Raw genomic sequence first — 24,356 nt, 5'->3', positions numbered from 1 at the left:
TCGGAAATCTCCTCGGCGATCGCCGCCGCAGTGGAAGAGCAGGGCGCGGCGACGCAGGAGATCGCCCGCAACGTGCAGCAGGCCGCACAGGGCACCCAGCAGGTCTCCTCCAACATCACCGACGTGCAGCGCGGCGCGACCGAGACGGGCACGGCCTCCTCACAGGTGCTGTCGGCGGCACAGATGCTGTCGAACGATTCCGGACGGTTGAAGAACGAGGTCAGCAAGTTCCTGACTAACGTGCGCGCAGCCTGATCCTTCATCCGACCGAACGACGAGCGGCGCCAAAAGCGCCGCTCGTTTTGTTTTGGCGGAAGCATGATGTTGCTCGCAAGCAACAGTGGCGGGGCCGCCCGTAGTGTTACGGGCGGCTCATTTCATCGATGGTTAAGCCGCATTTACGACAATGCGAGCGAGGGCGGCTTCGTTTGAAGACGGTCCCGATTGGAATGGAATCATTTTAATCCAGGTTTCGGGGTCATCCCATGCGCAAGAATTTTCCGGTCACCGATGTTGAATATCCCGTCAGCGACGAGACGCTGATCGTTTCGCGGACCGACCTCAAGGGCAAGCTCACTTACTTCAACGAGGATTTCATCGCGGCCGCCGGCTTCACGTCGGCTGAGCTGATGAACCAGCCGCACAACATTGTCCGTCATCCCGACATGCCGCCCGAGGCGTTCGACAACCTCTGGGACACGCTGAAGGCCGGCAAGCCTTGGCTCGGTGCGGTCAAGAACCGCCGCAAGAATGGCGACTTCTACTGGGTGCTGGCGACGGCCTCTCCGATCCGGGAGAACGGCCAGGTCAAGGGCTACACCTCGATTCGCACCAAGCTGCCGGCCGACCAGCGCAGGCTTGCCGAAGAGGTCTACGCCGCGATCCGTGAAAAGAGGTCGCATGGCTATCGCATTGACGCCGGCATCATCCGCCGCCGCTCGTGGCTCGACCGCTTCAGCGTCTTCACCGGCACGCTCAAGGCGCGCCTCGTCACGACGATGGTGCTTCAGGCGCTATTCATGCTCGCGCTCAGCATTGTCGGCGCGCTTTCCACCAGCGGTTCGACCAGCCTCATCCTGGCGGCACTGGCCGTCGTCGGCACCGCCATCGTCAGCTTTGCGGGCCTCTCAACCATGCGCGCGATCCAGGGGCCGATGCAGCAGCTCAACGAGATCCTGGTCAACCTCGTGCAGGACAAGCTGGACAATCGCATCGTGATCGAGCGCGACGACGAGATCGGCGAGGCGCTACGCAACATTCAGACCGTGCAGACCATCATCCGCTTCAGCCGCGACGAGGTGCAGGCGGTGCAGCGCCGCGCCGAGGCGCAGCGCAAGGCGGACATGACCAAGCTTGCTGACGGATTCGAGGCCGCGATCGGCGAGATCGTCGAGACGGTGTCGTCGGCCGCAACCGAGCTCGAGGCGTCGGCCTCGACGCTGTCCTCGACCGCGGGCCGGGCGCAGGAACTGGCGACAGCGGTGGCAACCGGCTCGGAGGCTGCGTCCTCCAATGTCCATTCGGTGGCGTCCGCCGCCGAGGAGATGTCGTCCTCAGTACGCGAGATCGGCCGTCAGGTGCAGGATTCCTCCAAGATCGCGAGCGAAGCGGTCAGCCAGGCGCATGCCACCACCGAACGCGTCAGCGAATTGTCGCGGGCGGCCTCGCGGATCGGCGACGTCGTCGAGCTCATCAACGCGATCGCCGGCCAGACCAATCTGCTGGCGCTCAATGCCACGATCGAGGCGGCGCGGGCGGGCGAGGCAGGACGCGGCTTCGCCGTCGTGGCCTCCGAGGTCAAGGCGCTCGCCGAGCAGACGGCCAAGGCCACCGGCGAGATCGGCCAGCAGGTCGGCGGCATTCAGAGCGCGACGCAGGATTCAGTCAGCGCCATCGGTGAGATCAGCGGCACCATCGCGCGCCTGTCGGAGATCGCTTCGGCGATCGCGGCGGCCGTGGAGCAGCAGGGTGCGGCAACCCAGGAGATCGCCCGCAACGTCCAGCAGGCGGCCCAGGGGACCCAGCAGGTCTCGTCCAATGTCGGCGACGTGCAGCGCGGCGCCTCCGAAACCGGCTCGGCATCTTCGCAGGTGCTGTCGGCGGCGCAGATGCTGTCGCGCGACTCCAATCGACTCAAGCTCGAGGTCGGCAAGTTCCTGAACTCCGTCCGCGCCGCCTAGCCGCGGATCAGCTGCGCTCGCGCATGACGGGCTGCCAAGCTGCGATCTCACCGATCGCAGCTTTTCTTGCGGCTTGCGTCGCACCTCGCAATCAACGATTCGATAATCATAAGGTCCGAAGAATCGCATGCAGAGGTGAAGGTCGCGACGTTCTTTGATGTGAGACAATCCCAAGTTGCCACTGCCGGCTATTGCTTTCGCAGAACTGCTGTTTTCGGGCGGTGCTCACGAGAGGGAAGCGAGCCGTGCACTTGCGAATTGGAACGATCCTGCCTCTGATTGTCTCGGCTCTCGCCCTGATGGGAGTGGCCGCCACCGGTTACACGGCTGTCGGAGCCTATCACGACCGACAGGAGGCGCACGCCTTCGTCGACCTCAATGGAATATCGCAGCAATTGCTCGTGAGCGCCGGACAGTGGGCTCTGGAGCGGGGAATGACCAACGCGGCGCTGAACGCGCCCCAGCTCGTCGCTGCAGACCGCCGCGCCGAGATCGACCGGCTCCGCGCAGCTTCCGATCGCGCCTTCCGCGGCGCCGCACAGCGCCTGCGCAACTTGCCTGCGATGAAAGCCGCCGAGCCGCGGATCGCGGAAGCCGAGCGCGCGCTTCAGGGCGCCGAGAGCCTGCGCCGCAAGGTCGACGCGGATCTGGTCAAGCCGAGGGCTGAGCGCGATCCTAAAGTCGTCGACGCCGTCGTTCCGGCCTTGACCGAGCTCATCGAGATCGCCGCCAACCGGCTGCGACTGACTTTGGAGACGTTGACCGATTCGCCGTCGGCGGCCATGACACGGCTTGTCGGGCTTCGCCATCTCACCGCGGAGATGGCCGAGAATGCTGGCCGCGAGCGAGCCTTCCTCGGGGGGCTAATCAGCGCTCATGCGAAACTCACCGCGGAGGGGATCGGCGTGATGTCCGGATTCCGCGGCCATGTCGAGCTCGCCTGGGAGACCATCTCACCCGTCGCCCAGCGCGCCGATGTCTCGGCGGGTCTTGTCCAGGCGATCAAGGACGTCGAGCAGAAATACTTCCGCACTTACGGTTCGCTGCGCGGAGATGTCGTCGGAGACGGCAAGACGGGCGAGTACAGGATCTCAGGCGACGACTATGTGGCGAGTGCCACCGGCGCCATCAACACGATCCTGCAGCTTGGTCAGGCCATCGCAGCGGATGCTGATCGCGAGGCAGCGGGGCTGGCCGCAAGAGCCACGTCAAATCTCGTCGTCAGCGGCGGCATCCTCCTTGCGAGCGTCGTTCTCGCATTGCTCAGCTTTTGGGTGGCGTTCTCGCGGATATTGCGCCCGCTGTCCGCCCTGACGGGCGCCATGGGCGAACTTGCCGCCGGCAACTTCTCCGTCGTCCTGCCCGGCCTCGGGCGCAAGGACGAAATCGGCGACATGGCTCACGCGGTCGAAGTCTTCAAGGTCAAGGCCGAAGAGAAGGCGCGCGCGGAAGCCGAGGCCAAGATCACGCAGGACCGGATCGCCGCCGAGCAGCGCAAGGCCGACATGCACAGGCTCGCCGGCACATTCGAGACCGCCATCGGCGAGATCATCGACACGGTGTCCTCCGCATCGACCGAGCTCGAAGCCTCGGCCGGCACGCTGAACACGACTGCCGAGCGCGCACAGCAATTGGCGGTCGTGGTCGCTGCGGCCTCGGACGAAGCATCCTCCAACGTCCAATCGGTCGCCTCGGCGACCGAGCAGCTCTCGTCCTCCGTCAACGAGATCAGCCGGCGGGTTCAGGACCAGGCGCGGATGGCCAACGAGGCCGTCGGCCAGGCGGGACGAACCAATGACAGGATCGGCGAATTGTCCCGAGCGGCCTCCAGGATTGGCGACGTCGTCGAACTGATCGACCAGATCGCCGGACAGACCAATCTCCTGGCTCTCAACGCCACGATCGAGGCCGCGCGTGCGGGCGAGGCCGGTCGAGGCTTTGCGGTGGTCGCTTCCGAGGTGAAGGCGCTCGCCGAGCAGACGGCAAAAGCCACCGGCGAGATTTCCCAGCACATCACCGGCATTCAGGCAGCCACCCAGGACTCCGTCGGTGCCATCCGGGACATCGGCGGCTCGATCGGGCAGCTGTCGGAGATCGCCTCGGCCATCGCGGCGGCCGTCGAAGAGCAGGGCGCAGCGACGCAGGAGATCGCGCGGAACGTGCAGAAGGCGGCCCAGGGAACGCAGCAGGTGTCGGCCAATATCGGCAATGTCGAGCACGGCGCCACCGAGACCGGTTCGGCCTCGTCTCAGGTGCTGTCGGCAGCGCAGATGCTGTCGCGGGATTCCAATCGCCTCAAGCTCGAGGTCGGCAAGTTCCTGGACACGGTCCGCGCCGCCTGAGCCAAGTGGCCGCATGGCTGCGATGTCAATTTCGCAGTGCGGTAGCAGGGACGTGAATGCAGGATAGTTCTGGTTATTAGCGTTTCCGGCGGTGCCGGGGTAAAGGAGAAACGGGGATCGCCGTGGGGGCAGATTCCGTATTCTCGCTTGACCTGGAATTGCCTGGCGCATGATTGCTCTGGTCCGTATTGCCCTGAGCCGGCCCTATACGTTCGTCGTGCTGGCGCTCCTGCTGCTGATCATCGGACCGCTGGCGGCGCTGCGGACCCCGACCGACATCTTCCCGGACATCCGCATTCCCGTGATCGGCGTGGTCTGGCAGTACACCGGCCTGCCACCCGACCAGATGTCCGGCCGTATCACGACGCCGTTCCAGCGTGCGCTGACGACGACGGTCAACGACATCGAGCACATCACCGCCAATTCCTACAACGGCTTTGGCATCATCAAGATCTTCTTCCAGCCCAACGTCGACATCCGCACCGCCAACGCGCAGGTCACCGCGATCTCGCAGACGCTGATCAAGCAGATGCCGCCGGGGGCGACGCCGCCCCTGATCCTGAACTACTCGGCGTCCACCGTGCCGATCATCCAGGTGGCGCTGTCGGGCGATGGCCTGACCGAGCAGAACCTCGCCGATATCGGCATCAACAATCTCCGCACGCCCCTGGTCACCGTGCCCGGCGCCGCGATCCCCTATCCGTTCGGCGGCAAGCAGCGCCAGGTTACGATCGATCTCGATCCCACCGCGCTCCAGGCCCGCGGCCTGTCCGGCCAGGACGTCGCCAATGCGCTGGCCGCGCAGAACCTGATCACGCCGGTCGGCACCCAGAAGATCGGCCAGTTCGAGTACAACATCCAGCTCAACAACTCGCCGCTGAAGATCGACGAGCTCGGCAACCTCCCGATCAAAACCGTCAACGGCGCCATGGTCTATGTGCGTGACGTCGCCTCCGTGCGCGACGGCAATCCGCCGCAGACCAACATCGTCCATGTCGACGGCAACCGCTCAGTGCTGATGATGGTGCTGAAGGCGGGCGCGACCTCGACGCTCGACATCATCGCCGGCATCAAGCAGAAGGTGATCGACGTCAAGGACCAGCTTCCCGACGCGCTCAAGATCGGCTTCATCGGCGACCAGTCGGTGTTCGTCCGCGGCGCGATCCAGGGCGTCGCCGTCGAAGGCGTGATCGCGGCGTTGCTCACCAGCGTCATGATCCTGCTGTTCCTCGGCAGCTGGCGCTCGACCATCATCATCGCGGTGTCGATCCCGCTGTCGGTGCTGGGCGCCATCATCATGCTGTCGGCGATCGGGGAGACGCTCAACATCATGACGCTTGGGGGGCTGGCGCTCGCCGTCGGCATCCTCGTCGACGACGCCACCGTGACCATCGAGAACATCAACTACCATCTGGAGCAGGGCAAGCCGGTCGAACAGTCGATCCTCGACGGCGCCAACCAGATCGTGACGCCGGCCTTCGTCTCGCTGCTGTGCATCTGCATCGTGTTCGTGCCGATGTTCTTCCTCTCCGGCGTTGCGCGCTTCCTGTTCGTGCCGATGGCGGAAGCGGTGATGTTCGCGATGATCTGGTCGTTCATCCTGTCGCGCACGCTGGTGCCGACCATGGCGAACTATCTGCTGCAGGCCCATGTCCATCACGAAGGCGGGCCGCCGAAATCGCGCAATCCTTTCGTCTGGTTCCAGCGCGGATTCGAGGCGCGGTTCGAGCGCGTCCGCGGCTTCTATCACGACCTGCTCGGCCTCGCGCTGGCACACCGGGCGGTGTTCGTGATCGGCTTTATCTGCGTGGTCGGTGCCTCCTTCGCGCTGGTGCCGTTCCTCGGGCGCAACTTCTTCCCCGCGGTCGATGCCGGCAACATCCTGATGCATGTCCGCACCCAGGTCGGCACCCGTGTCGAGGAGACAGCCAACCAGCTCGCCGACGTGCAGAAGGCCGTGCGCAAGCTGATCCCGGGCGAGATCGAGACCATGACCGACAACATCGGCATGCCGATCTCCGGCATCAACATGACCTACAACAACACCGGCGTGACCGGCCCGCAGGACGGCGACATCCAGATCAAGCTGAAAGAGGGCCACAAGCCGACCGACGAGCACGTGAAGGTGCTGCGCGAGCAATTGCCGCGCCTGTTCCCCGGCGTCAGCTTCGCCTTCCTTCCTGCAGACATCGTCAGCCAGATCCTGAACTTCGGCGCGCCGGCGCCGATCGACCTGCAGATCCGCGGCGCCAATCTTGCCGCCAACTTCGCCTACGCCAACAGCCTGCTCGCCAAGGTTCGCAGGATTCCCGGCGTTGCCGACGCGCGTATCCAGCAATCGCCGAACAATCCGACCTTCAACATCGACGTCGATCGCACCCGCGCGCAATATGTCGGCCTGACCGAGCGCGACGTCACCAACAGCCTCGTGGTCAATCTCGCCGGCTCCTCGCAGGTCGCGCCGACCTACTACCTCAACCCTGACAACGGCGTGTCCTATTCGATCGTGATGCAGACGCCGCAATACCAGATCGATTCGCTCAGCGCGCTGCAGACGCTGCCGATTACCGCCGCCGGCAATTCGCAGTCGCCGATCCTCGGCGGCATCGCCGACATCAAGCGCTCGACCTCGAGCGCGGTGGTCTCGCAATACGACATCCAGTCGATGGTGCAGATCTTCGCGACGACCTCGGGCCGCGATCTCGGCGCGGTCGCCGCCGATATCCGCCAGGTGATCGCCGACACCGCCAAGGAGGTGCCGAAGGGCTCCTCCGTGGTGCTGCTCGGCCAGGTGCAGACCATGAACGGCGCCTTCACCGGCCTCTTGTTCGGCCTGCTCGGTGCCGTCGTGCTGATCTACTTCCTGATCGTGGTGAACTTCCAGTCCTGGTCCGATCCGTTCGTGATCATCACGGCGCTGCCGGCCGCGCTCGCCGGCATCGTCTGGATGCTGTTCACGACCGGGACCACGCTGTCGGTTCCCGCGCTCACCGGCGCCATCATGTGCATGGGCGTTGCCACCGCCAACAGCGTGCTCGTGATCTCCTTCGCCCGCGAACGCTATGCCGAGCTCGGCGATCCCATCGCGGCGGCGCTCGAAGCCGGCTTCGTCCGGTTCCGCCCCGTCCTGATGACTGCGCTCGCCATGATCATCGGCATGGCGCCGATGGCGCTGGGGCTGGGCGAGGGCGGCGAGCAGAATGCGCCACTTGGCCGCGCCGTGATCGGCGGCCTGATCTTTGCAACCTTCGCCACGCTGGTATTTGTTCCCGTGGTGTTCAGCATGGTACACAAGAAACAAGGCGCCAAAGCCGCCGCCTCATTGGAGACCCTGCATGTCGCCCACTGAACCCCGCTCGCCGGTGTCGCACCGGAAACTGGGCATCTTCGGCGTGGTGGCGCTGATCGCGGCCGGTCTCGTCGTCGGCACCGGCATCCGCGCCCGCGAGGAGCAGGGCTCCAAGCTGAAGGAGTGGACCGACGATCAGGCCGTTCCGAGCGTCGCGGTGACGCAGCCGAGCGCCAAGGCCCTCAACGCCACCATCGATCTGCCGGGCCGGCTGGAGGCCTATTATCGCGCGCCGATCTTTGCCCGGGTCCCCGGCTATCTCAAGAGCTGGAGCGCCGATATCGGTGCGCGCGTGAAGGCCGGTCAAGCGATCGCCGAGATCGAGGCGCCCGATCTCGACCAGCAACTGCTGCAGGCGAGAGCCGACCTCGCCAGCCAGCAGGCCAGTGCGCGGTTGTCGGAAGCGACCCTCAATCGCCGCAAGACCCTGGTCGCCTCCAACTTCGTCTCCGCGCAGGAGATCGACGAGCGCACCGCCGATCTCTCCAACAAGAACGCGGCAGTTCGCTCGGGCCAGGCCAATGTCGAGCGGCTGGAAGCGCTCGCCGGCTACAAGAAGATCACCGCGCCGTTCGACGGCGTCGTCACCGCGCGCGACACCGATGTTGGCGCGCTGATCAACGCCGGCGGCGGCTCGGGACCTGCGATGTTCGTCGTCTCCGACATCACCAAGCTGCGCGTCTACGTCAACGTGCCCCAGAATTACGTGCCGGCGATCAGGATCGGCGCCAAGGCTACGATCACGCTGCCGGAATACCCGAACCGGAATTTCCAGGCGACGGTTGAGGCCTCGTCGCAGGCGGTCGACGTCGCCTCCGGTACCACGCGCATGCAGCTCGGGCTGGACAATTCCTCAGGCGAGCTGATGCCCGGCGGCTATGCCAGCGTGAAGCTGAACCTGCAGCGCGATTCCGCCCCGCTCAGCATCCCCGCCAGCGCGCTGATCTTCAACAGCAGCGGCCTGCGTGTCGCCACCGTCGGTGCCGACGACAAGGTGCTGTTCAAGCCGGTGACCATCGCCCGCGATCTCGGCCGCGAGATCGAGCTCGCCTCGGGGATTGCCGCGGACGACCGCGTCATCACGGCACCGCCGGACGGTCTCTCGGACGGCGATGCAGTGCGAGTGGTCGGCGCCAAGGGTAAGCCGACAACCGCGTCAGAGAAGCAGGCGCCGAAGGGGTAGGGCAGTCTCGTGCCCCGGACGCAGCGCAGCACGCAGTGATGCGCTGCAGAGCCGGGACCCATCTCTCCTCAAAGTACAGTGTCGCTTTCTGGGTCCCGGCTCTGCGGAGCGGCACTTCGCGCCGCACCGCGTCCGGGACACGAGAGATTACGCCACCCGCCACTCCGGCACGCCATCCGCACTCATCGCGATTTCGCCAATCGAACCCACCGGCGTGCGATCCATATTCAGCAGATGCGCCAGCGTCCCGTCATCGCTCTCCGGAATCCGCGCCAGCGTGCGCCGGTCGTCCGCCGTCCGCAGCATCACCACGCCGTGCTCGACATCGCCGCCGCGGCCGTAGAGCACGGTAAAGCTCTCGACCTTGCCCTTGCCCGAAGCCTCCGTCACGAACTCCGGCACCGCGCGCTTGTTGCGGTCGGCCTCGCCTTGCACGCTGGTGTCCTGCGCCAGCGCCGCGCGCGGCGGGGTCTTCGCCACCACCAGCGCGTGATGCTTGGTGACGAAGCCCCCCTGGCCGTAGAGCAGGCCGAGCCTTGCGCCCTCGCGCATCCGCCGCACCATCGCACAGGCCGCATGCGTCATGTAGGTGTTGAGCGGCGCGCCGAAGAAGGTGAGGCCGCCGGTCACGGTCGGCTGCACGTCGGCGCCGAGGCCCAGCGTACGCCGCGCCATCTTGGGCACGCAGGGGAAGCAGCTGTAGAGCTCGATCGCATCGAACCTTCTGCCGTCGCCGCCGGCAAGGTCCATCACCGCTTTCAATACTGCGTTCTGCGGATGGCTCTCGTAGAACTGATCGCGCAACAGATAGTCGCGCGGCTCTTCCGCCGAGGCGCCGCCGAGTGGATAGACCAGCTTGTCTTCGGGAATGCCGAGCGCCCGCGCCTTGGCAAGGCTGGTTAGCAGCAGCGCGCTGCCCATGTTGACGCTGGGGTTTGCGACCATGAGCTTGTTGTAGGGCCAGGCGATCAGGCGATTGTCCGCCGTCGGTGTCGTGATTTCCTCCGGCGCATAGCGCCGCTTCAGCCAGGCATTGGGATTTCGCGCGGCCGCTTCCGAATAGCGCGACCACAGCGTGCCAGACTCCGCCATCGCCTCGCGCGGCGTCTGGCCCCAATGCGCGGCGGAGGCGGCCTCGTAGAACGGATAGACCGTCACGGGTCGGAATACGCCGAGCTTGACGGCCAGCGGCTTCTGGAACGCCGCGCCGCGCTTGGGCTCCTCGACGTCATGGGCGAACGGCGTCCATGGCAGCTTGACGCCGGCGCGCTCGGCCTTGGTCGCGGTCGATTGCGCCTCGGCGCCGCAGACGGCTGCCACGGTGCGTTCGCCGCGCGCGATGCGCTTGGCGGCTTCGTGGATGTAGCGGATCGGGCTCTCGCCGCCGACCGGACCGTAATAGCAATGGGACGGCGAGACGCCGAGGCGCTGCGCCAACAGTTGCTCCGGATCGCGATAGCGCCAGCTCAGGAAATTGACGACGTCGAGCGACTGCACCTCGCCGAGCAGTTTTGCGCCGGCGTCCGCCTCGGCGCGCCGCAGCGCCTGTTCGAGCAGATCGAGTGGTTCGAGGCCCTCGGTGATCTCCTTGGGGCGGTCGACGATCTCGCCGATGCCGACGATGACGGGGATGCGGTCAGGGGAAACAGTCGCCATTGTTCTTGCTTCTTCACTCTCTCGGACATCTCAGACCTCATCCTTAGGAGCCTGCAAGGCAGGCGTCTCGAAGGATGGGCCGCGGGCTCTCATGGTTCGAGACGGCGCTTGCGCGCCTCCTCACCATGAGGGTCTACATCTACTCCGCCACCAGCGCATTCATGTGCTCGACGGCTTCGGCGAACTCTTCCTTGAACTCCTGCACCACGGCGCCCGCCGATTTCACGCTGTCGATCAGGCCGACGCCCTGGCCGACGAAATAGCTGACGAGATCGCGCGCCCGCGCATTGCCGCTCGCGGCGGCGCGGTCGATCGAGTTGAAGGCATCGCGGCTGATGATGCTCTGCAGCGGCATCGGCAGCGCGCCCGGGCTTTCGGCCGCGCGATCCCAGGCGTCGGTCCAGACCGAGCGCAGCTGCCGCGCCGGCTTGCCGGTGCGGCCCTTGGAGCGCACCGCATCGCGCGAGGACGCCGCGATCATCTTCTCGCGGAAGATCTCCGTGGTCTCGGACTCCACGGTCGCAAGCCACACCGAGCCGGTCCAGGCGCCGGCCGCGCCCATCGCCATGCAGGCCGCCATCTGCCGTCCCGTCATGATGCCGCCGGCGGCGAGCACCGGCACGTCGCGGATCGGCTTGATCGCCTTGATCACCTCCGGCACCAGCACCATGGTCGAGACCTCGCCGCAATGACCGCCGGCCTCGGTGCCCTGCACCACGAGGATGTCGACGCCGGCCGCGACCTGGCGCAGCGCGTGCTCCTTGGCGCCGACGAGGGCTGCGACCGGCACGCCGTGCCTCTTGCCCATCTCGATCATCGCCTTCGGCGGCACGCCCAGCGCATTGGCGATCAGGCGGATCGGATGGTTGAAGGAGACTTCGAGCAGCTCAAGCGCCGTCTTCGCATCGAACGGCTGCGGCTGATCGGCGGCGACCTCCGTGCTCGTCAGTTCGATGCCGTATTTCTTCAGGAGGTCGCGCGTATAGGCGCGATGTTGCTGCGGCACGCGCGCTTCGAGACTCTTCCAGGTGACGTCCTTCTCGCCTGCGGTCGAGATGTTCTCGGGGATCAGCACGTCGATGCCGTAAGGCTTGCCGTCGACGTGGTTGTCGATCCATTTCAGCTCGCGTTCGAGCGTATCGGGCGTGTGCACGGTCGCACCCAACACGCCGAAGCCGCCGGCGCGGCTGACGGCGGCGACGACATCGCGGCAATGGCTGAAGGCGAGCAGCGGGAACTCGATGCCCAGCATGTCGCAGATCGGCGATTTCATGGCTTCCTCCCGGCGGCCTGCGCGCTCACCTCGCTTGGCTCGGAGCGAGGTGACGCTGGCTGATCGATGACATGCCGGATTCGGCAAGGCATCTTGTGTGTAGACGTTGCGCTCTATCCGCAGGCTGCGGCGTCCTAAGTGACGCCGTCATTCCGGGGCTCGCGCAAGCGAGAACCCGGAATCCATGTCTCAGAGAGCATTCCTGGCGGCGCGATGGATTCCGGGCTCGCTCTGCGGGCCCCCGGAATGACGGCAGAGAGGGGTTGCCATGACAAAACGCGGAGCTGCCCGCCCGAAAATGCGTCCGGCGCCCTTGCCATCGGCCAATCCCAGGCTAATTAATGCAGACGCATCTTTCTGCCGGAGCCCCGCCATGACCGACGCCCCCGCCTACGTGCCGCCCAAAGTCTGGACCTGGAACAAGGAGAATGGCGGGCAGTTCGCCAGCATCAATCGCCCGATCGCCGGCCCCACTCACGACAAGGAGCTGCCGGTCGGCAAGCATCCGCTTCAGCTCTATTCGCTGGCCACCCCGAACGGCGTGAAGGTGACGGTGATGCTGGAGGAGCTGCTGGCGCTCGGCCACAAGGGCGCCGAATATGACGCCTGGCTGATCAAGATCGGCAATGGCGACCAGTTCGGCAGCGGCTTCGTCGACATCAACCCGAACTCGAAAATCCCCGCGCTGATGGATCGCTCCGGTCCGGAGCCGATCCGCGTGTTCGAATCCGGCTCGATCCTGTTCTACCTCGCCGAGAAGTTCGGCGCCTTCCTGCCGAAGGACGTCAAGACCCGCACCGAGGCGATGTCCTGGCTGTTCTGGCAGATGGGCAGCGCGCCCTATCTCGGCGGCGGCTTCGGCCATTTCTACGCTTATGCGCCGTTCAAGATCGAATACGCCATCGATCGTTTCGCGATGGAGGTCAAGCGCCAGCTCGACGTGCTCGACCGGCGCCTTGCCGACAACGAATATCTCGCGGGCAAGGACTACACCATCGCCGACATCGCGGTGTGGCCGTGGTACGGCGCGCTCGCCAAGGGGCTGGTCTATGGCGCCGGCGAATTCCTGTCGGTGCAGGACTACAAGAACGTGCAGCGCTGGACCGACCAGATCGCGCAGCGCCCGGCCGTGAAGCGCGGCCGCATGGTCAACCGCGTCTCCGGCGACCCCGCCAGCCAGCTCCACGAACGCCACGACGCCGGCGATTTCGAGACCAAGACGCAGGACAAGGTGGCGCCGGCGACATAGATGCGTAGGGCGGATCAGCCGAAGGCGTAATCCGCCATTATTCGTCCAGTATGCGTTCGGCGGATTACGCCAGCGGACTGCGCTTCGCGCAGCCGCGAGCCAATCCGCCATACGATCAATCCGGCAGCATCTCGCCGGAGCCGCCGAGCTCCGCCGGCAGATCGGCATATTTCGGCAAGCCGTCCCTGACCGACACCATCTTGCTCGCGTAGTTCGCGTGAAGGGTCGGCTGGTGCTGATATCCCCTCGGCAGATTGGCATAGACGTCGATCAGCCGCATCCGCGGGTGCTCGGTCATGACGTGGCCGCCACAGCGCTTGCAGAACTTCCGATAGGAATGCTCGGTCTTGTTGTACGTCCCGAGCTCCGCCTCGCCTTTGATGATGCGCACACTGTCCGATTTCCACAGGCTGAACGCGTTGATCGGCGCGGCCGACCACGCCTGGCAATCGGCGCAATGGCAATAGCCCGAAAACATCGCCTTGCCGGTGACCTCGACCTCGACAGCTCCACAGAAGCAGCCGGCGCGATAGCTCGCCTGCGGCTCAGCGTCCGCATCCCCGCCCTCCGCCAGGAGGTCGTTGTAGCCGGGATCCTTGCGCATGAAATTGCGGATGAAGTCGCACTCGACGGAGAGCTTGCGACCCTGCGCCCGCACCGCATCCAGCGTGGCGCGGCCGAGCTTCGAGCCGATGCCGCGGCCGCCGAGTTCCGGCGGCACCTCGGTGTGCACCAGCGTGATCGCGCCGTCGGTCTTGCGGTAGGTGACGAAGGCGATCGGCCCGTCGACATCGAGCTCGAACCGCTCACGTTCTTCGTTGTCGCGAAAGGCTTCCGGCATCGTCGCGCTCCCGGGTTCGATTATTTGGTCTTCACGCCCTCCGCCGCCGGAAACACCACGCGGTCATCGGTGCGGCAGTAGCGGTCGGCGAACATGCGGCCGATCGGGTGATAGCGGTCCATGTGCACCCGCATCGCCTCGTCGTCCCACAGCTCGTCGCGGATGTGGAAGTGGAGGCCTTCGCCCATGATCAGCTTGCGGTCGTCGTTGACGTCGATCAGCTTCCAGAGCTTGCACTCCATCGCCCAGGGCGTGTCGGCGAGCCGTGGCACGGCGATTGTCGTCGAGGGCGCAAGCTTGAGCCCGAGATAATCGGGCTCGCCGATCTCAGGCGGAAAGTCGCCGCTGCTCTCGTGCATCGCCCGCGCCAGCGGCTCGTCGGCGAGGTTGACGACGAACTCGGAGGTCGCCTGGATGTTGAGGAAGGTGTCCTTGTCCCGGCCATCAGGCTTGCGGTTGGCCGCGAACATGCAGAGCGGCGGGTCCTCGCAGAAGGCGTTGAAGAAGCTGAACGGGGCGGCGTTGACCACCCCGGTCGGCCCGATCGTCGTCACCCAGGCGATCGGCCGCGGCAGGATGAAGGACGTCAGCACCTTGTAGCGCTCGCGTGGCGTCAGCTCGCTGGCGGCGTAGTCCATGGGTGGCTCCGTGGGCAAGGCGTCATTGCCGGGCTTGACCCGGCAATCCATCAATCCTGAAGAAATGCACCCTTCGATGGATGCGCGGGTCAAGCCCGCGCATGACGAGTTGAGATCACGCCATGCTCAGCTCGTGGCGCCCCACCACCATCCAGTGCACCTCGTCCGGACCGTCGGCAAAGCGAAGGTGGCGCACGTCCTGGTACATCTCGGCGAGCGGGGTCCAGTGCGAGATGCCGGTGGCGCCGTGCATCTGGATGGCCTGGTCGATGATCTTGCAGGCGCGCTCGGGCACCATGGCCTTGACCATGGAGACCCAGACCCGGGCTTCCTTGTTGCCGAGCACGTCCATGGCCTTGGCGGCCTTCAGCACCATCAGCCGCATCGCCTCGATCTCGCAGCGCGCCTGCGCGATGATCTGCATGTTGCCGCCGAGATGAGCGATCTTCTTGCCGAAGGCCTCGCGGGTGAGGCCACGCTGCACCATCAGGTCGAGCGCCTTCTCGGCCTTGCCGATGGTGCGCATGCAGTGATGGATGCGGCCGGGTCCAAGGCGGAGCTGCGAGATCTCGAAGCCGCGGCCTTCGCCGAGCAGCATGTTCTCCTTCGGCACGCGCACATTGTTGAAGCGCATGTGCATGTGGCCCCGCGGCGCGTGGTCCTGGCCGAACACGTACATGGGCCCGAGCACCTCGACGCCGGGCGTGTCGCGCGGCACCAGGATCTGCGACTGCTGCTTGCTCGGCGCCGCGTCCGGATTGGTCTTCACCATCACGATCAGGATCTTGCAGCGGGGATCGCCGACGCCGGAGATGTAATACTTCTCGCCGTTGATGACCCATTCGTCGCCGACCAGCTTCGCCGTGGTCGAGATGTTCTTGGCGTCGGAGGAGGCGACGTTCGGCTCGGTCATGACATAGGCGGAGCGGATCTCGCCGTTGAGCAGTGGCTTCAGCCACTTCTCCTTCTGCTCCTTGGTGCCGACCCGCTCCAGCACCTCCATGTTGCCGGTATCGGGCGCCGAGCAGTTCATGGTCTCTGATGCCAGCGGGCTCTTGCCGAGCTCGGATGCGATATAGGCATAATCGAGATTCTTCAGGCCCTGGCCGGTCTCGTCATCGGGCAGGAAGAAGTTCCAGAGGCCTTCCTGCTTGGCCTTGTTCTTGGCCTTCTCCAGCACCTCGAGCTGCTTCGGCGTGAAGCTCCAGCGATCCTCCTTGCCTTCGCCGGCCTTGGCGAACTCGATCGACATCGGCTCGACGGTGTCGCGGATGAACTTCTTGACGTGGTCGTAGAGCGGCCGGACCTGGTCCGACATGCGGAGGTCGTTGAGCTCGTCGCCGGGGTTGAGGGTGTAGTTGGTGGTGCGGGGAATGTAGGTGTGTTTTGTCATTGTTCCTCCCGGGACGCTTGAGATCGTTCTGGCGGCAGAATAGTGCCGGCCCGGCCAAAGTGCGAGCGCGCATTTTCACGCGCAGCCATGCCACGCGATGGAATATCACGTGGCGTTTGAAACGTTGTTTGAATGGGGGGCGAGAAATCTTCCCAGTGTCGTCCCGGACAAGCGCGCCACAAGCGCGCGCAGATCCAGGACCCATAACCACAGGAAAAGTTTGGCGAAGACTCGGAGTGACCAACTCGCTCCATAACCGCTCCCTGGGGTTATGGGTCCCCGCTCCCGTGCGCAATTGCGCACCAGACGGGGACGACACCGGCTCTGCGGCTAGCTTAGTTCGGCATCCGATGCATCGCGCAGATCTTGTTGCCGTCGAGATCGCGCAAATAGGCGAGATAGAGTTTGCCGCCCGGACCCTGACGAACTCCCGGCGGATCCTCGATCGATTTTGCGCCGGCGGCGACACCAGCCGCATGCCAGGCATCGACCTGCTCCGGTGAATTGGCCGCAAAGCCGATCGTGCCGCCATTGGCGCAGGTCGCCGGCTCGCCGTTGATCGGCTTCGACACCGAGAACACGCCGGTCTTGGTGATGTAGAAGATCCGATGGCCGTCGACCCTGGCTGGCCGCACCTCGAGCGTGCTCAGCAGATTGTCGTAGAACGCCTTGGCCTTGTCGAGATCGTTGGTGCCGATCATGATATGCGAGAACATTTGCCCATTCCCCTCAGAGTGTGTAGCCCGGATGGAGCGCAGCGAAATCCGGGTCTTGCTTGCTTTTTGCGGTCCCGGATTAGGCTGCGCTCCATCCGGGCTACGAACTAAAACGCCGTATAGCCGCCGTCGATCACGAACGTATCGGCCGTATGATACGACGACGCCTTGCTCATCAGATACACGGCGATGCCGCCGAAATCGCTGGCCTCGCCGAAGCGGCGCATCGGAATGCGCGGCATCACGTTGCCGACGAATTTCTCGTTGGCCATCAGGCCCGACGTCATGTCGCTCTTGATCCAGCCGGGCAGGATCGCGTTGGCGGTGACGCCGTGGCGGGCGAGCTCGACGCCGAGCGCGCGCACCAGCGCGTTGATCGCGGCCTTGGTCGCGGCATAGTGCTCGTTGCGCGCGGTGCCGAAGATCGAGGCGAGGCTGGAGGTCGCCACCAGCCGCCCGAAGGGGTCGCCGGCATTGGCGCGCTCGGTCATGTGCTTGGCCGCCGCCTGGAACGCATGGAACACGCCGTCGAGATTGGTCGCGAACATCGTGCGCCATTCCTCCTCGGTGCGCTCGATGAAGGACCTGCGGCCGCCGCCGCCGATGCCTGCATTGGCGAAGCAGCCGTCGACCCGGCCGAACACATCGAGCGTCGCCTTCATCGCGGCGTTGACGGAGGCCGGATCGGTGACGTCGCAGACGCGGGCGTCGACCTTGCCCGGCAGCCCCGCCATGCTCGCGGCGGCGGCCTTGTTCTTGTCGGCGTTGCGGCCCCAGATCGAGACGCTGCAGCCCTGGCCCGCGAGCGCCTGCGCGATGCCGAGACCGATGCCGCCATTGCCGCCGGTGATCACGGCGACGCGGCCGGAGAGGTCGAAAAGGTTCATGGCGCGTTTCCTGTTTTTGCGAGGAATCCTGGCATGCGGCCCATCAGCCGCTGCGCGCAAGATTGCTTGCTATGCTCTGATCACCATGGACAAGACCGCTCCAAAAATCAAATATGCGCCCCGGCAAAACGAATTCCGGTCTGCGAAACTGGCGCAGGCTGCAACTGACGAGGAAGCCATGCAGTTCAAACACGTCACGCTCGATTTCGATGGCTCGGTCGCAATCCTCAAGCTCGACCATCAGGAGGTGATGAACGCGGTGTCCGTCGATATGCTGGGCGGCCTCGCCGAGGCGCTCGATGCGATCGAGGAGAAGAAGGACGAGGTGCGCTGCGTCGTGCTGACCGGCGCCGGCCGCGCCTTCTGCACCGGCGCCAATCTGCAAGGGCGCAACAACCAGTCGAAGAAGACCAAAGCCGGGCTGACGCTGGAGACCGGTTTTCACCCCTTCCTGCGCCGCATTCGCAATCTGCACTGCCCCATCATCACCGCGGTCAACGGCCCGGCCGCCGGCGCCGGCATGAGCTTCGCGCTGCTCGGCGACATGATTTTATGCGCGCGGTCCTCTTACTTTCTTCAGGCCTTCCGTCGCATCGGTCTCGTGCCGGATTGCGGCTCGACCTGGCTCTTGCCGCGCCTCATCGGCCGCGCGCGCTCGATCGAATTGTCGCTGATGGGCGAGCGGCTGCCGGCCGAGAAGGCGCTGGAATGGGGCCTCGTCAACCGCGTTTATGACGACGCCGTGCTGATGGAGGAGGCGATGAAGCTCGCGCGCGATCTCGCCAGCGGCCCGACGGTGGCGCTGTCGCTGATCCGCAAGCTCTACTGGGACAGCCCCGAAAACTCCTTCGAGGATCAGCTCAACCTCGAATTCCAGTGCCAGCTTCGCGCCGGCGACACCCAGGATTTCCGCGAGGGCGTCGGTGCGTTCCTGGAGAAGCGCCCGGCGCAGTTCAAGGGCAAATGATCGAGGCTGAGCTTTCCCGCAGCGTTCAGCGCTGGTGCAAGGGCGCGACCGGCGCGACCTCTGCGGCAAAATTGTCGGGCGGCGCCAGTCAGGAGACCTGGCGCTTCGACATCGTGCATCCCGATGGCGTCATCGGCGCGATCCTGCGGCGTTCGCCGAAGGGCTATGGCGCGGCGCCGACGCGCGCGGCGGGTCTTGCCGCCGAAGCGCAGCTGATGCAGCTCGCTTTCGAGGCCGGCGTGCCGTCGCCGCGCGTGCTGCATGTGCTCGTTCCCGAGGACGACCTCGGCACCGGCTTCATCATGCAGCGGATCGAGGGCGAGACCATCGCGCGCAAGATCCTTCGCGATGACGAATATGCGGCGGCGCGTCCGCTGCTTGCGCGGCAGATCGGCGGCATTCTTGCTGGCCTGCACCGGTTGCCAAAGGACAAGTTGCCCGAGCTGCGCAGCCGCGGTGCGACGCAGGAGATCTCCGAGTTCGAACGCGATTATCGCAGCCTGAACTGGCCGAAGCCGGTGTTCGAGCTGGCGCTGCGCTGGCTTCGGGATCACGATCCCGGCCCGTCGGCCGAGACCACGCTGGTGCACGGCGATTTCCGCAACGGCAATCTCATCATCGGTGCGGATGGCGTCCGCGCCGTGCTGGACTGGGAGCTCGCCCATCTCGGTGACCCCATGGAGGATCTCGGTTGGGTCTGCGTCAATTCATGGCGCTTCGGCGAGATCGACAAGCCCGTCGGTGGTTTTGGTACACGCGAGGAGCTGTTCGCGGGTTACGAGGCGGCCGGCCGCATGGTGGATCCTACGCGCGTAAAATTCTGGGAAGTGATGGGCACGCTGCGCTGGGGCATCATGTGCGGCGGCATGATGCAGCGGTTCCGCGAGGGCCCCGACCATTCCATGGAGCGCGCCATGATCGGCCGTCGCGCCAGCGAGACCGAGATCGATCTGTTGCGGCTGCTGGCGCCGCGCGGGAGCTGACACATGCAGGACGAGCCGAGCCCGATCGAGCTGACCAAATCGGTCGCCGATTTCCTCCGCAACGACATCACCCCGCTGATCTCCGGTCATCAGGCCTTCAAGCTCCGCGTCGCCATCAACATCCTCGACCTCGTCACGCGGCAGCTGACGCGGGAGGAGGACAGCGATGCCGCGGAAGTCGGACGACTGCGCGCCTTGCTCGGCATCGACGGCTCGGTGACCGAGCTGAACCGGGTGCTGGCCGACCGCATCGCGAAGGGGGAGCTCGATCTCGCAACGCTCGGACTTGCCGACCACCTCTGGGCGACCACGATGGACAAGCTCGCCGTCGATCAGCCGAACTACGCGTCGTACAAAAGGGAGCTTGGGCGGGGCGGGTAGGTCTGTCCACCGTCATTCCGGGGCGTCGCGGAGCGACGAACCCGGAATCCATTCATCCACGCGTTCTGCCGCCCGATGGATTCCGGGCTCGCGCCTAAGAAGGCGCGCCCCGGAATGACGGCGGTGAGAGCGGCGCCCTACTTCCCCACCCATTTCGGCGGTCGCTTCTCCGAGAACGCCTTCGGCCCTTCGATGTAGTCCTGCGAGGCCACCATCGCCTGCACGGCCGGATAGTCGCGTTGCTCCGCGATGGCCTGCTCCAGCGAAACCCCGAGCCCCTTCTGGATCGCCTGTTTGGAGGCGCGGATCGACATCGGCGAGTTCTTGGCGATCGTCTCCGCCCAGCGCAGCGCGCCCGCGAGCGCCTCGCCCTGCGGCACCACCTCGTTGACGAAGCCGAGCTCGAGACCTTCCTTGGCGCTAACGTGGCGTGCGGTGAGGATCATGCCCATGGCGCGCTTCAGCCCGATCTGCCGGGGCAGGCGGTGCAGGCCGCCGGCCAGCGCGGCTAGTCCAACGCGCGGCTCGGGCAGGGCGAAGGTCGCATTCTCCGCGGCGATGATGAGATCGCAGGCCAGCGCGATCTCGAAGCCGCCGCCCATGGCGACGCCGTTCACGGCGGCGATGATCGGCTTGTCGCAGTCGAAACGCGAGGTGAGGCCGGCGAAGCCGCCCTTGTCCCAGCCGCGCTTTCCCCCCGCGGCCTGCCACTTCAGGTCGTTGCCGGCGCAGAACGCTTTGTCGCCGGCGCCCGTGACGACAGCGATCCACTGCTCGGGGTCTCCGGAGAAATCATCGAACACCTTCTGCAGTTCGAAATGCGCATCGGTGTGCAGCGCGTTGTAGACTTCGGGCCGCGACAGCGTGACGATCGTGATCGGCCCCTTGCGTTCCACCTTTGAGAATTTCAGCTCCATCGCGCGGCTCCCGGATTTTCTTTCGAAGGAATATTGGCGCCATACTATCGTGCGGGTACGCCTGAGCACCACCGAATTGCGCAAAGCGCCTTGCGCCTTCGGCACGCCTTCGCTCGCTTGACTTGGGCGCGCTCTTCTCACCTTAATCGTGCGAAGCAAAAACGCGCCTAGCGCCTTAACGCAAAACGATAAAATCACTCCGGGAGAGAACCCCTTGGATTTCTCATTGCCTGCCGATCTCGTCGCCTATCTCGCAGAGCTCGACCGTTTCATCGCGCGCGAGATCAAGCCGTTGGAGGAAGCCGACGACAACATCCGCTTCTTCGATCATCGCCGCGAATGGGCACGCACCGACTTCGAGAATGGTGGCCTGCCGCGGCACGAATGGGAGGCGCTGCTGCGCAAGGCCAAGGACCTCGCCGACGCCGCCGGGCATCTGCGCTTTCCGGTGTCGAAGCAGTATGGCGGCAAGGACGGATCCAATCTCTGGATGGCCGTGATCCGCGAGCATTTTGCCGCGAAGGGCCTCGGCCTGCACAACGACCTCCAGAACGAGCATTCCATCGTCGGCAATTTCCCCGTCGTCACCATGCTCGACCGTTACGGCCGCGACGACCAGAAGGCGATGATCGACGGCTCGATCAAGGGCAAGTACCGCATCACCTTTGGTTTGACGGAGCCGCTTCACGGCTCCGACGCCACGCACATGGAGACGCGCGCGGTGCCCGCGACCCGCGACAACGTCAAGGGCTGGATCATCAACGGCGAGAAGATGTGGACCACCGGCATGCACGTCGCCACGCATTGCGCGCTGTTCGCGCGCACCTCCGGCAACGACGGCGATGCCCGCGGCATCACCTGCTTCCTGGTGCCGGCCAAGAGCCACGGCGTCAAGATTGAAGAGTACATGTGGACCTTCAACATGCCGACCGACCATCCGCGCGTCAGCTTCACGGATGTCTTCGTGCCGGAAGATGCGCTGTTCGGCGAAGTCGGCCGCGGCCTGTCGCTGGCGCAATGTTTCGTCCATCAGAACCGCATTCGCCAGGCCGCGAGCTCGCTCGGTGCCGCGGTCTACTGCATCAATGAGAGTGTGAAATATGCGCGCGAGCGAAAGCCGTTCGGCAAGGCGCTGGCGGAGAACCAGGCGATCCAGTTCCCGCTGGTCGAGCTTGCCACGCAAGCCGAGATGCTGCGCCTCTTGATCCGCAAGACGGCCTGGGAGATGGACCAGCTCACCGAGGAGCAGATCGAGCGCACGCTCTCCGACCGCGTCTCCATGTGCAACTACTGGGCAAACCGCCTCTGCTGCGAATCCGCCGACCGCGCCATGCAGGTCCATGGCGGCATGGGCTACTCACGCCACAAGCCGTTCGAGCACATCTACCGCCACCACCGCCGCTATCGCATCACCGAAGGCAGCGAGGAGATCCAGATGCGGAAGGTGGCGGGATTCCTGTTCGGCTATATGGGACCCGGGAAGCATTAACGGCTTGCACCGGTTTGGTAGGGGGGCAAAGGCGCTCTCGCGCCGTGCCCACGTCTTTCCGTCCGCGTGGGCACGGCGCGCGAAGGGCGCGCCTTTGCCCATCCTACGGCACCGTTGGTCAATTCACCCGCCGGTCCTTCCCCGCCCAGTGCGGCTCACGCAACTGCCGCCGCAGGATCTTGCCCGACGGGTTCCGCGGCAGCGCCGCCAAGAACTCCACGCTCTTCGGCGTCTTGAAGCCGGCGATGCGCGTCCGGGTGAAGTTGATGATGTCGGTGGCGCTCGCCTCCTTGCCCGGCTTCATCACCACGACCGCTTTCACGGCCTCGCCCCACTTCTCGTCGGGCACGCCGATCACGGCGGCCTCGGCGACGTCGGGGTGATCGCACAGCGCGCTCTCGACCTCGGCGGGGTAGATGTTCTCGCCGCCGGAGATGATCATGTCCTTGATGCGGTCGTGGATGTAGAGGTAGCCGTCCTCGTCCATGTAGCCGGCATCGCCGGTGCGCAGCCAGCCGTCGGCGCGTAGCGTCGCGGCGGTCGCCTCCGGCAAATTCCAGTAGCCCGCCATGTTCGAGCCCGAGCGCGTCGCGATCTCGCCGACCTCGCGCGGCGGCAGCGGCTTGCCATCCGCATCCAGAATCGCGATCTCGACGCCCGGCAGCGCCTTGCCGGCCGAGCGCATCCGCTCGAGGCCCTCGACGTGGTCCTCAGGCGGCAGTGCGACGATGGTGCCGGTCGTCTCGGTCATGCCGTACATCTGCACGAAGCCGCATTTGAAGACCTCGATGCATTCCTTCAGCAGCGCCGCCGGGATAGGGGAGGCGCCGTAGAGCATGTATTTCAATCGTGAGAAGTCGACCGTCTTCGCGCGCGGCTGCCGCACCACGAACTGCATCGCCGCCGGCACCATGAACAGTTTCGTGATGCCCGACTGCTCGAAGAAATCCAAAACCTTGGTCGGGTCGAATTCGCGCGCGATCACGCCGCGGGCGCCGTGATAGAGCCCCATCACGCCCCAGCCGGAGCCGCCGATGTGGAAGATCGGCATCGCCACCAGCGAGACGTCGTCGGTCGACCACCGGTTCCACTCCGGCTTGTCCTCGGCATTGCCGGTCTGCACCAGGTTGAGGAAGTTCGCGTGGCTCAGCATCGCGCCCTTCGGCTTGCCCGTGGTGCCCGACGTGTAAAGCTGGATCGCGATGTCTTTCGTGTCGATCGGCACCTTGGGATCGTCGCCGCTCTGCGCATCGCGCCACGCCGTGAAATCCGGCCATTCCGGCGCGCCGCCCTCGGTGGTGATGACGGTGCGCACGCTCGGGATCTGGTCCTTGATCTGCTTGACCAGCGTGATGAACTCCGGCCCGACGAACAGCACCGGCGCCTTGCAATCGCCCACGATGAAGGCAACCTCGGGCCCGGCGAGCCGCCAGTTCACCGGCGCCATCACGACCCCGGCCTTCATCGCGCCCATCAGCAGCTCGAAATAGACGTCGCTGTTCTTGCCGAGATAGGCGATGCGGTCGCCCTTCTTCACGCCCATCGCGATGAGTGCGTTCGCGACCTTGTTGGTCTTGACGTCGAACTCGGCAAAGGAGGTCGCGCGGCCCTCGAATTCATAAGCGACGGCATTGCCGCGGCTCTTGGCGCGCTCGCGCACCATGTCGGCGAGGTTTGCCAATGGCTGTGTGGACATGTTTCTCCCGTGGCGGTGTTGTTCTTATGCCGGGGAGTGTGGCGACATCCGTGGATGAAGACAAGATGGCAGCCCCGCTGTCGTCCGGACAAGCGAAATCTCGTGTCCCGGACGCGCTGCAGCGCCCTTGCGCTGCTGCGCAGAGCCGGCAACTGTTATGTTGACGGTGCGACCTTATAGATTTTTCGGTCGCGCAGCATAGCGTTGAGGATGGTC

General features: G+C 65.2%; 18 protein-coding genes and 1 pseudogene. 10 read left to right on the top strand and 9 right to left on the bottom strand.

Annotated elements, in window-relative coordinates:
- From UNPF46_RS32045 to UNPF46_RS32025, 5 genes and pseudogenes are all read left to right on the top strand, one after another.
- Positions 1-255: pseudogene (locus UNPF46_RS32045) on the top strand (methyl-accepting chemotaxis protein); the annotation flags it as partial.
- 230 nt (positions 256-485) lie between these two features.
- Positions 486-2,180, top strand: a complete 1,695-nt coding sequence (locus UNPF46_RS32040) for a methyl-accepting chemotaxis protein (RefSeq protein WP_142252728.1) — start codon at positions 486-488, stop codon at positions 2,178-2,180.
- A gap of 245 nt (positions 2,181-2,425) precedes the next feature.
- Positions 2,426-4,522: a methyl-accepting chemotaxis protein gene (locus tag UNPF46_RS32035; protein WP_246668784.1), complete on the top strand. Its 2,097-nt coding sequence runs from the start codon at positions 2,426-2,428 to the stop codon at positions 4,520-4,522.
- A 169-nt stretch (positions 4,523-4,691) separates the two neighbouring features.
- The gene (locus tag UNPF46_RS32030) at positions 4,692-7,871 is read left to right on the top strand and encodes an efflux RND transporter permease subunit (protein WP_142252727.1); all 3,180 of its coding nucleotides are present in this window, start codon (positions 4,692-4,694) and stop codon (positions 7,869-7,871) included.
- Positions 7,858-9,054: an efflux RND transporter periplasmic adaptor subunit gene (locus tag UNPF46_RS32025; RefSeq protein WP_142252726.1), complete on the top strand. Its 1,197-nt coding sequence runs from the start codon at positions 7,858-7,860 to the stop codon at positions 9,052-9,054. Before UNPF46_RS32030 ends, UNPF46_RS32025 begins: the two co-directional genes overlap by 14 nt.
- A 147-nt stretch (positions 9,055-9,201) precedes the next feature.
- Here UNPF46_RS32025 and UNPF46_RS32020 read toward each other — a convergent pair whose 3' ends face one another.
- Positions 9,202-10,710 (bottom strand): acetyl-CoA acetyltransferase, encoded by a 1,509-nt coding sequence (locus UNPF46_RS32020; RefSeq protein WP_142252725.1) that lies wholly within the window; start codon positions 10,708-10,710, stop codon positions 9,202-9,204.
- Between the two features lie 139 nt (positions 10,711-10,849).
- On the bottom strand, positions 10,850-11,983 hold the full coding sequence (locus UNPF46_RS32015) for a nitronate monooxygenase (protein WP_142252724.1): 1,134 nt from the start codon (positions 11,981-11,983) through the stop codon (positions 10,850-10,852).
- Positions 11,984-12,356: 373 nt separating this feature from the next.
- Between UNPF46_RS32015 and yghU the strand changes: the two genes are divergently transcribed.
- Positions 12,357-13,232 (top strand): glutathione-dependent disulfide-bond oxidoreductase, encoded by an 876-nt coding sequence (yghU, locus tag UNPF46_RS32010; RefSeq protein WP_100178960.1) that lies wholly within the window; start codon positions 12,357-12,359, stop codon positions 13,230-13,232.
- 115 nt (positions 13,233-13,347) lie between these two features.
- Here the strand turns inward: yghU and UNPF46_RS38660 are convergent, their stop codons facing one another.
- From UNPF46_RS38660 to UNPF46_RS31985, 5 genes are all read right to left on the bottom strand, one after another.
- Positions 13,348-14,073: an N-acetyltransferase gene (locus UNPF46_RS38660; protein WP_349628187.1), complete on the bottom strand. Its 726-nt coding sequence runs from the start codon at positions 14,071-14,073 to the stop codon at positions 13,348-13,350.
- A 20-nt stretch (positions 14,074-14,093) separates the two neighbouring features.
- Positions 14,094-14,711, bottom strand: a complete 618-nt coding sequence (locus UNPF46_RS32000; protein ID WP_142252723.1) for a flavin reductase family protein — start codon at positions 14,709-14,711, stop codon at positions 14,094-14,096.
- A 115-nt stretch (positions 14,712-14,826) separates the two neighbouring features.
- Positions 14,827-16,104 (bottom strand): acyl-CoA dehydrogenase family protein, encoded by a 1,278-nt coding sequence (locus tag UNPF46_RS31995; protein ID WP_097665525.1) that lies wholly within the window; start codon positions 16,102-16,104, stop codon positions 14,827-14,829.
- A gap of 335 nt (positions 16,105-16,439) precedes the next feature.
- A complete protein-coding gene (locus UNPF46_RS31990; RefSeq protein ID WP_142252722.1) occupies positions 16,440-16,820 on the bottom strand; it encodes a VOC family protein in 381 nt (126 codons plus the stop codon).
- A 107-nt stretch (positions 16,821-16,927) separates the two neighbouring features.
- Complete coding sequence (locus UNPF46_RS31985; RefSeq protein ID WP_142252721.1) at positions 16,928-17,707, bottom strand: SDR family NAD(P)-dependent oxidoreductase; 780 nt, start codon at positions 17,705-17,707, stop codon at positions 16,928-16,930.
- A 178-nt stretch (positions 17,708-17,885) separates the two neighbouring features.
- Here UNPF46_RS31985 and UNPF46_RS31980 point away from each other — a divergent pair, with 178 nt between their 5' ends.
- From UNPF46_RS31980 to UNPF46_RS31970, 3 genes are read left to right on the top strand one after another with little or no spacing between them, the layout of a single operon-like run.
- On the top strand, positions 17,886-18,674 hold the full coding sequence (locus UNPF46_RS31980; RefSeq protein ID WP_142252720.1) for an enoyl-CoA hydratase/isomerase: 789 nt from the start codon (positions 17,886-17,888) through the stop codon (positions 18,672-18,674).
- Entirely contained in the window at positions 18,671-19,657 is a 987-nt protein-coding gene (locus UNPF46_RS31975) for a phosphotransferase family protein (RefSeq protein ID WP_142252719.1), read from the top strand. Before UNPF46_RS31980 ends, UNPF46_RS31975 begins: the two co-directional genes overlap by 4 nt.
- Before the next feature lie 3 nt (positions 19,658-19,660).
- On the top strand, positions 19,661-20,038 hold the full coding sequence (locus tag UNPF46_RS31970; protein WP_142252718.1) for a DUF6285 domain-containing protein: 378 nt from the start codon (positions 19,661-19,663) through the stop codon (positions 20,036-20,038).
- A 137-nt stretch (positions 20,039-20,175) separates the two neighbouring features.
- Here UNPF46_RS31970 and UNPF46_RS31965 read toward each other — a convergent pair whose 3' ends face one another.
- Positions 20,176-20,955, bottom strand: coding sequence for an enoyl-CoA hydratase-related protein (locus tag UNPF46_RS31965; protein WP_100178955.1), 780 nt, complete (start codon positions 20,953-20,955; stop codon positions 20,176-20,178).
- A 214-nt stretch (positions 20,956-21,169) separates the two neighbouring features.
- On the opposite strand from UNPF46_RS31965, the gene UNPF46_RS31960 reads away from it, so the two are divergent.
- Positions 21,170-22,444, top strand: a complete 1,275-nt coding sequence (locus UNPF46_RS31960) for an acyl-CoA dehydrogenase family protein (protein WP_100178954.1) — start codon at positions 21,170-21,172, stop codon at positions 22,442-22,444.
- A gap of 118 nt (positions 22,445-22,562) precedes the next feature.
- Here UNPF46_RS31960 and UNPF46_RS31955 read toward each other — a convergent pair whose 3' ends face one another.
- A complete protein-coding gene (locus tag UNPF46_RS31955; protein ID WP_142252717.1) occupies positions 22,563-24,140 on the bottom strand; it encodes a fatty acid--CoA ligase in 1,578 nt (525 codons plus the stop codon).
- Positions 24,141-24,356: the final 216 nt, after the last annotated feature.

Origin of the sequence: Bradyrhizobium sp. UNPF46 (assembly GCF_006658625.1) — a bacterium.
GTDB classification, from domain to species: Bacteria; Pseudomonadota; Alphaproteobacteria; order Rhizobiales; family Xanthobacteraceae; genus Bradyrhizobium; species Bradyrhizobium nitroreducens.
This window is presented reverse-complemented; position numbering and strand designations above follow the sequence as displayed.

Bases quoted from the DNA above. Each gene is read 5' to 3' on its own strand.
- UNPF46_RS32020 (WP_142252725.1), bottom strand. From the start codon at position 10,710: ATGGCGACTGTTTCCCCTGACCGCATCCCCGTCATCGTCGGCATCGGC.
- UNPF46_RS31990 (WP_142252722.1), bottom strand. From the start codon at position 16,820: ATGTTCTCGCATATCATGATCGGCACCAACGATCTCGACAAGGCCAAG.
- UNPF46_RS32000 (WP_142252723.1), bottom strand. From the start codon at position 14,711: ATGGACTACGCCGCCAGCGAGCTGACGCCACGCGAGCGCTACAAGGTG.
- UNPF46_RS31980 (WP_142252720.1), top strand. From the start codon at position 17,886: ATGCAGTTCAAACACGTCACGCTCGATTTCGATGGCTCGGTCGCAATC.
- UNPF46_RS32030 (WP_142252727.1), top strand. From the start codon at position 4,692: ATGATTGCTCTGGTCCGTATTGCCCTGAGCCGGCCCTATACGTTCGTC.
- yghU (WP_100178960.1), top strand. From the start codon at position 12,357: ATGACCGACGCCCCCGCCTACGTGCCGCCCAAAGTCTGGACCTGGAAC.
- UNPF46_RS31965 (WP_100178955.1), bottom strand. From the start codon at position 20,955: ATGGAGCTGAAATTCTCAAAGGTGGAACGCAAGGGGCCGATCACGATC.
- UNPF46_RS31970 (WP_142252718.1), top strand. From the start codon at position 19,661: ATGCAGGACGAGCCGAGCCCGATCGAGCTGACCAAATCGGTCGCCGAT.
- UNPF46_RS31975 (WP_142252719.1), top strand. From the start codon at position 18,671: ATGATCGAGGCTGAGCTTTCCCGCAGCGTTCAGCGCTGGTGCAAGGGC.
- UNPF46_RS32015 (WP_142252724.1), bottom strand. From the start codon at position 11,983: ATGAAATCGCCGATCTGCGACATGCTGGGCATCGAGTTCCCGCTGCTC.
- UNPF46_RS32025 (WP_142252726.1), top strand. From the start codon at position 7,858: ATGTCGCCCACTGAACCCCGCTCGCCGGTGTCGCACCGGAAACTGGGC.
- UNPF46_RS31985 (WP_142252721.1), bottom strand. From the start codon at position 17,707: ATGAACCTTTTCGACCTCTCCGGCCGCGTCGCCGTGATCACCGGCGGC.
- UNPF46_RS31955 (WP_142252717.1), bottom strand. From the start codon at position 24,140: ATGTCCACACAGCCATTGGCAAACCTCGCCGACATGGTGCGCGAGCGC.
- UNPF46_RS38660 (WP_349628187.1), bottom strand. From the start codon at position 14,073: ATGCCGGAAGCCTTTCGCGACAACGAAGAACGTGAGCGGTTCGAGCTC.
- UNPF46_RS31995 (WP_097665525.1), bottom strand. From the start codon at position 16,104: ATGACAAAACACACCTACATTCCCCGCACCACCAACTACACCCTCAAC.
- UNPF46_RS32040 (WP_142252728.1), top strand. From the start codon at position 486: ATGCGCAAGAATTTTCCGGTCACCGATGTTGAATATCCCGTCAGCGAC.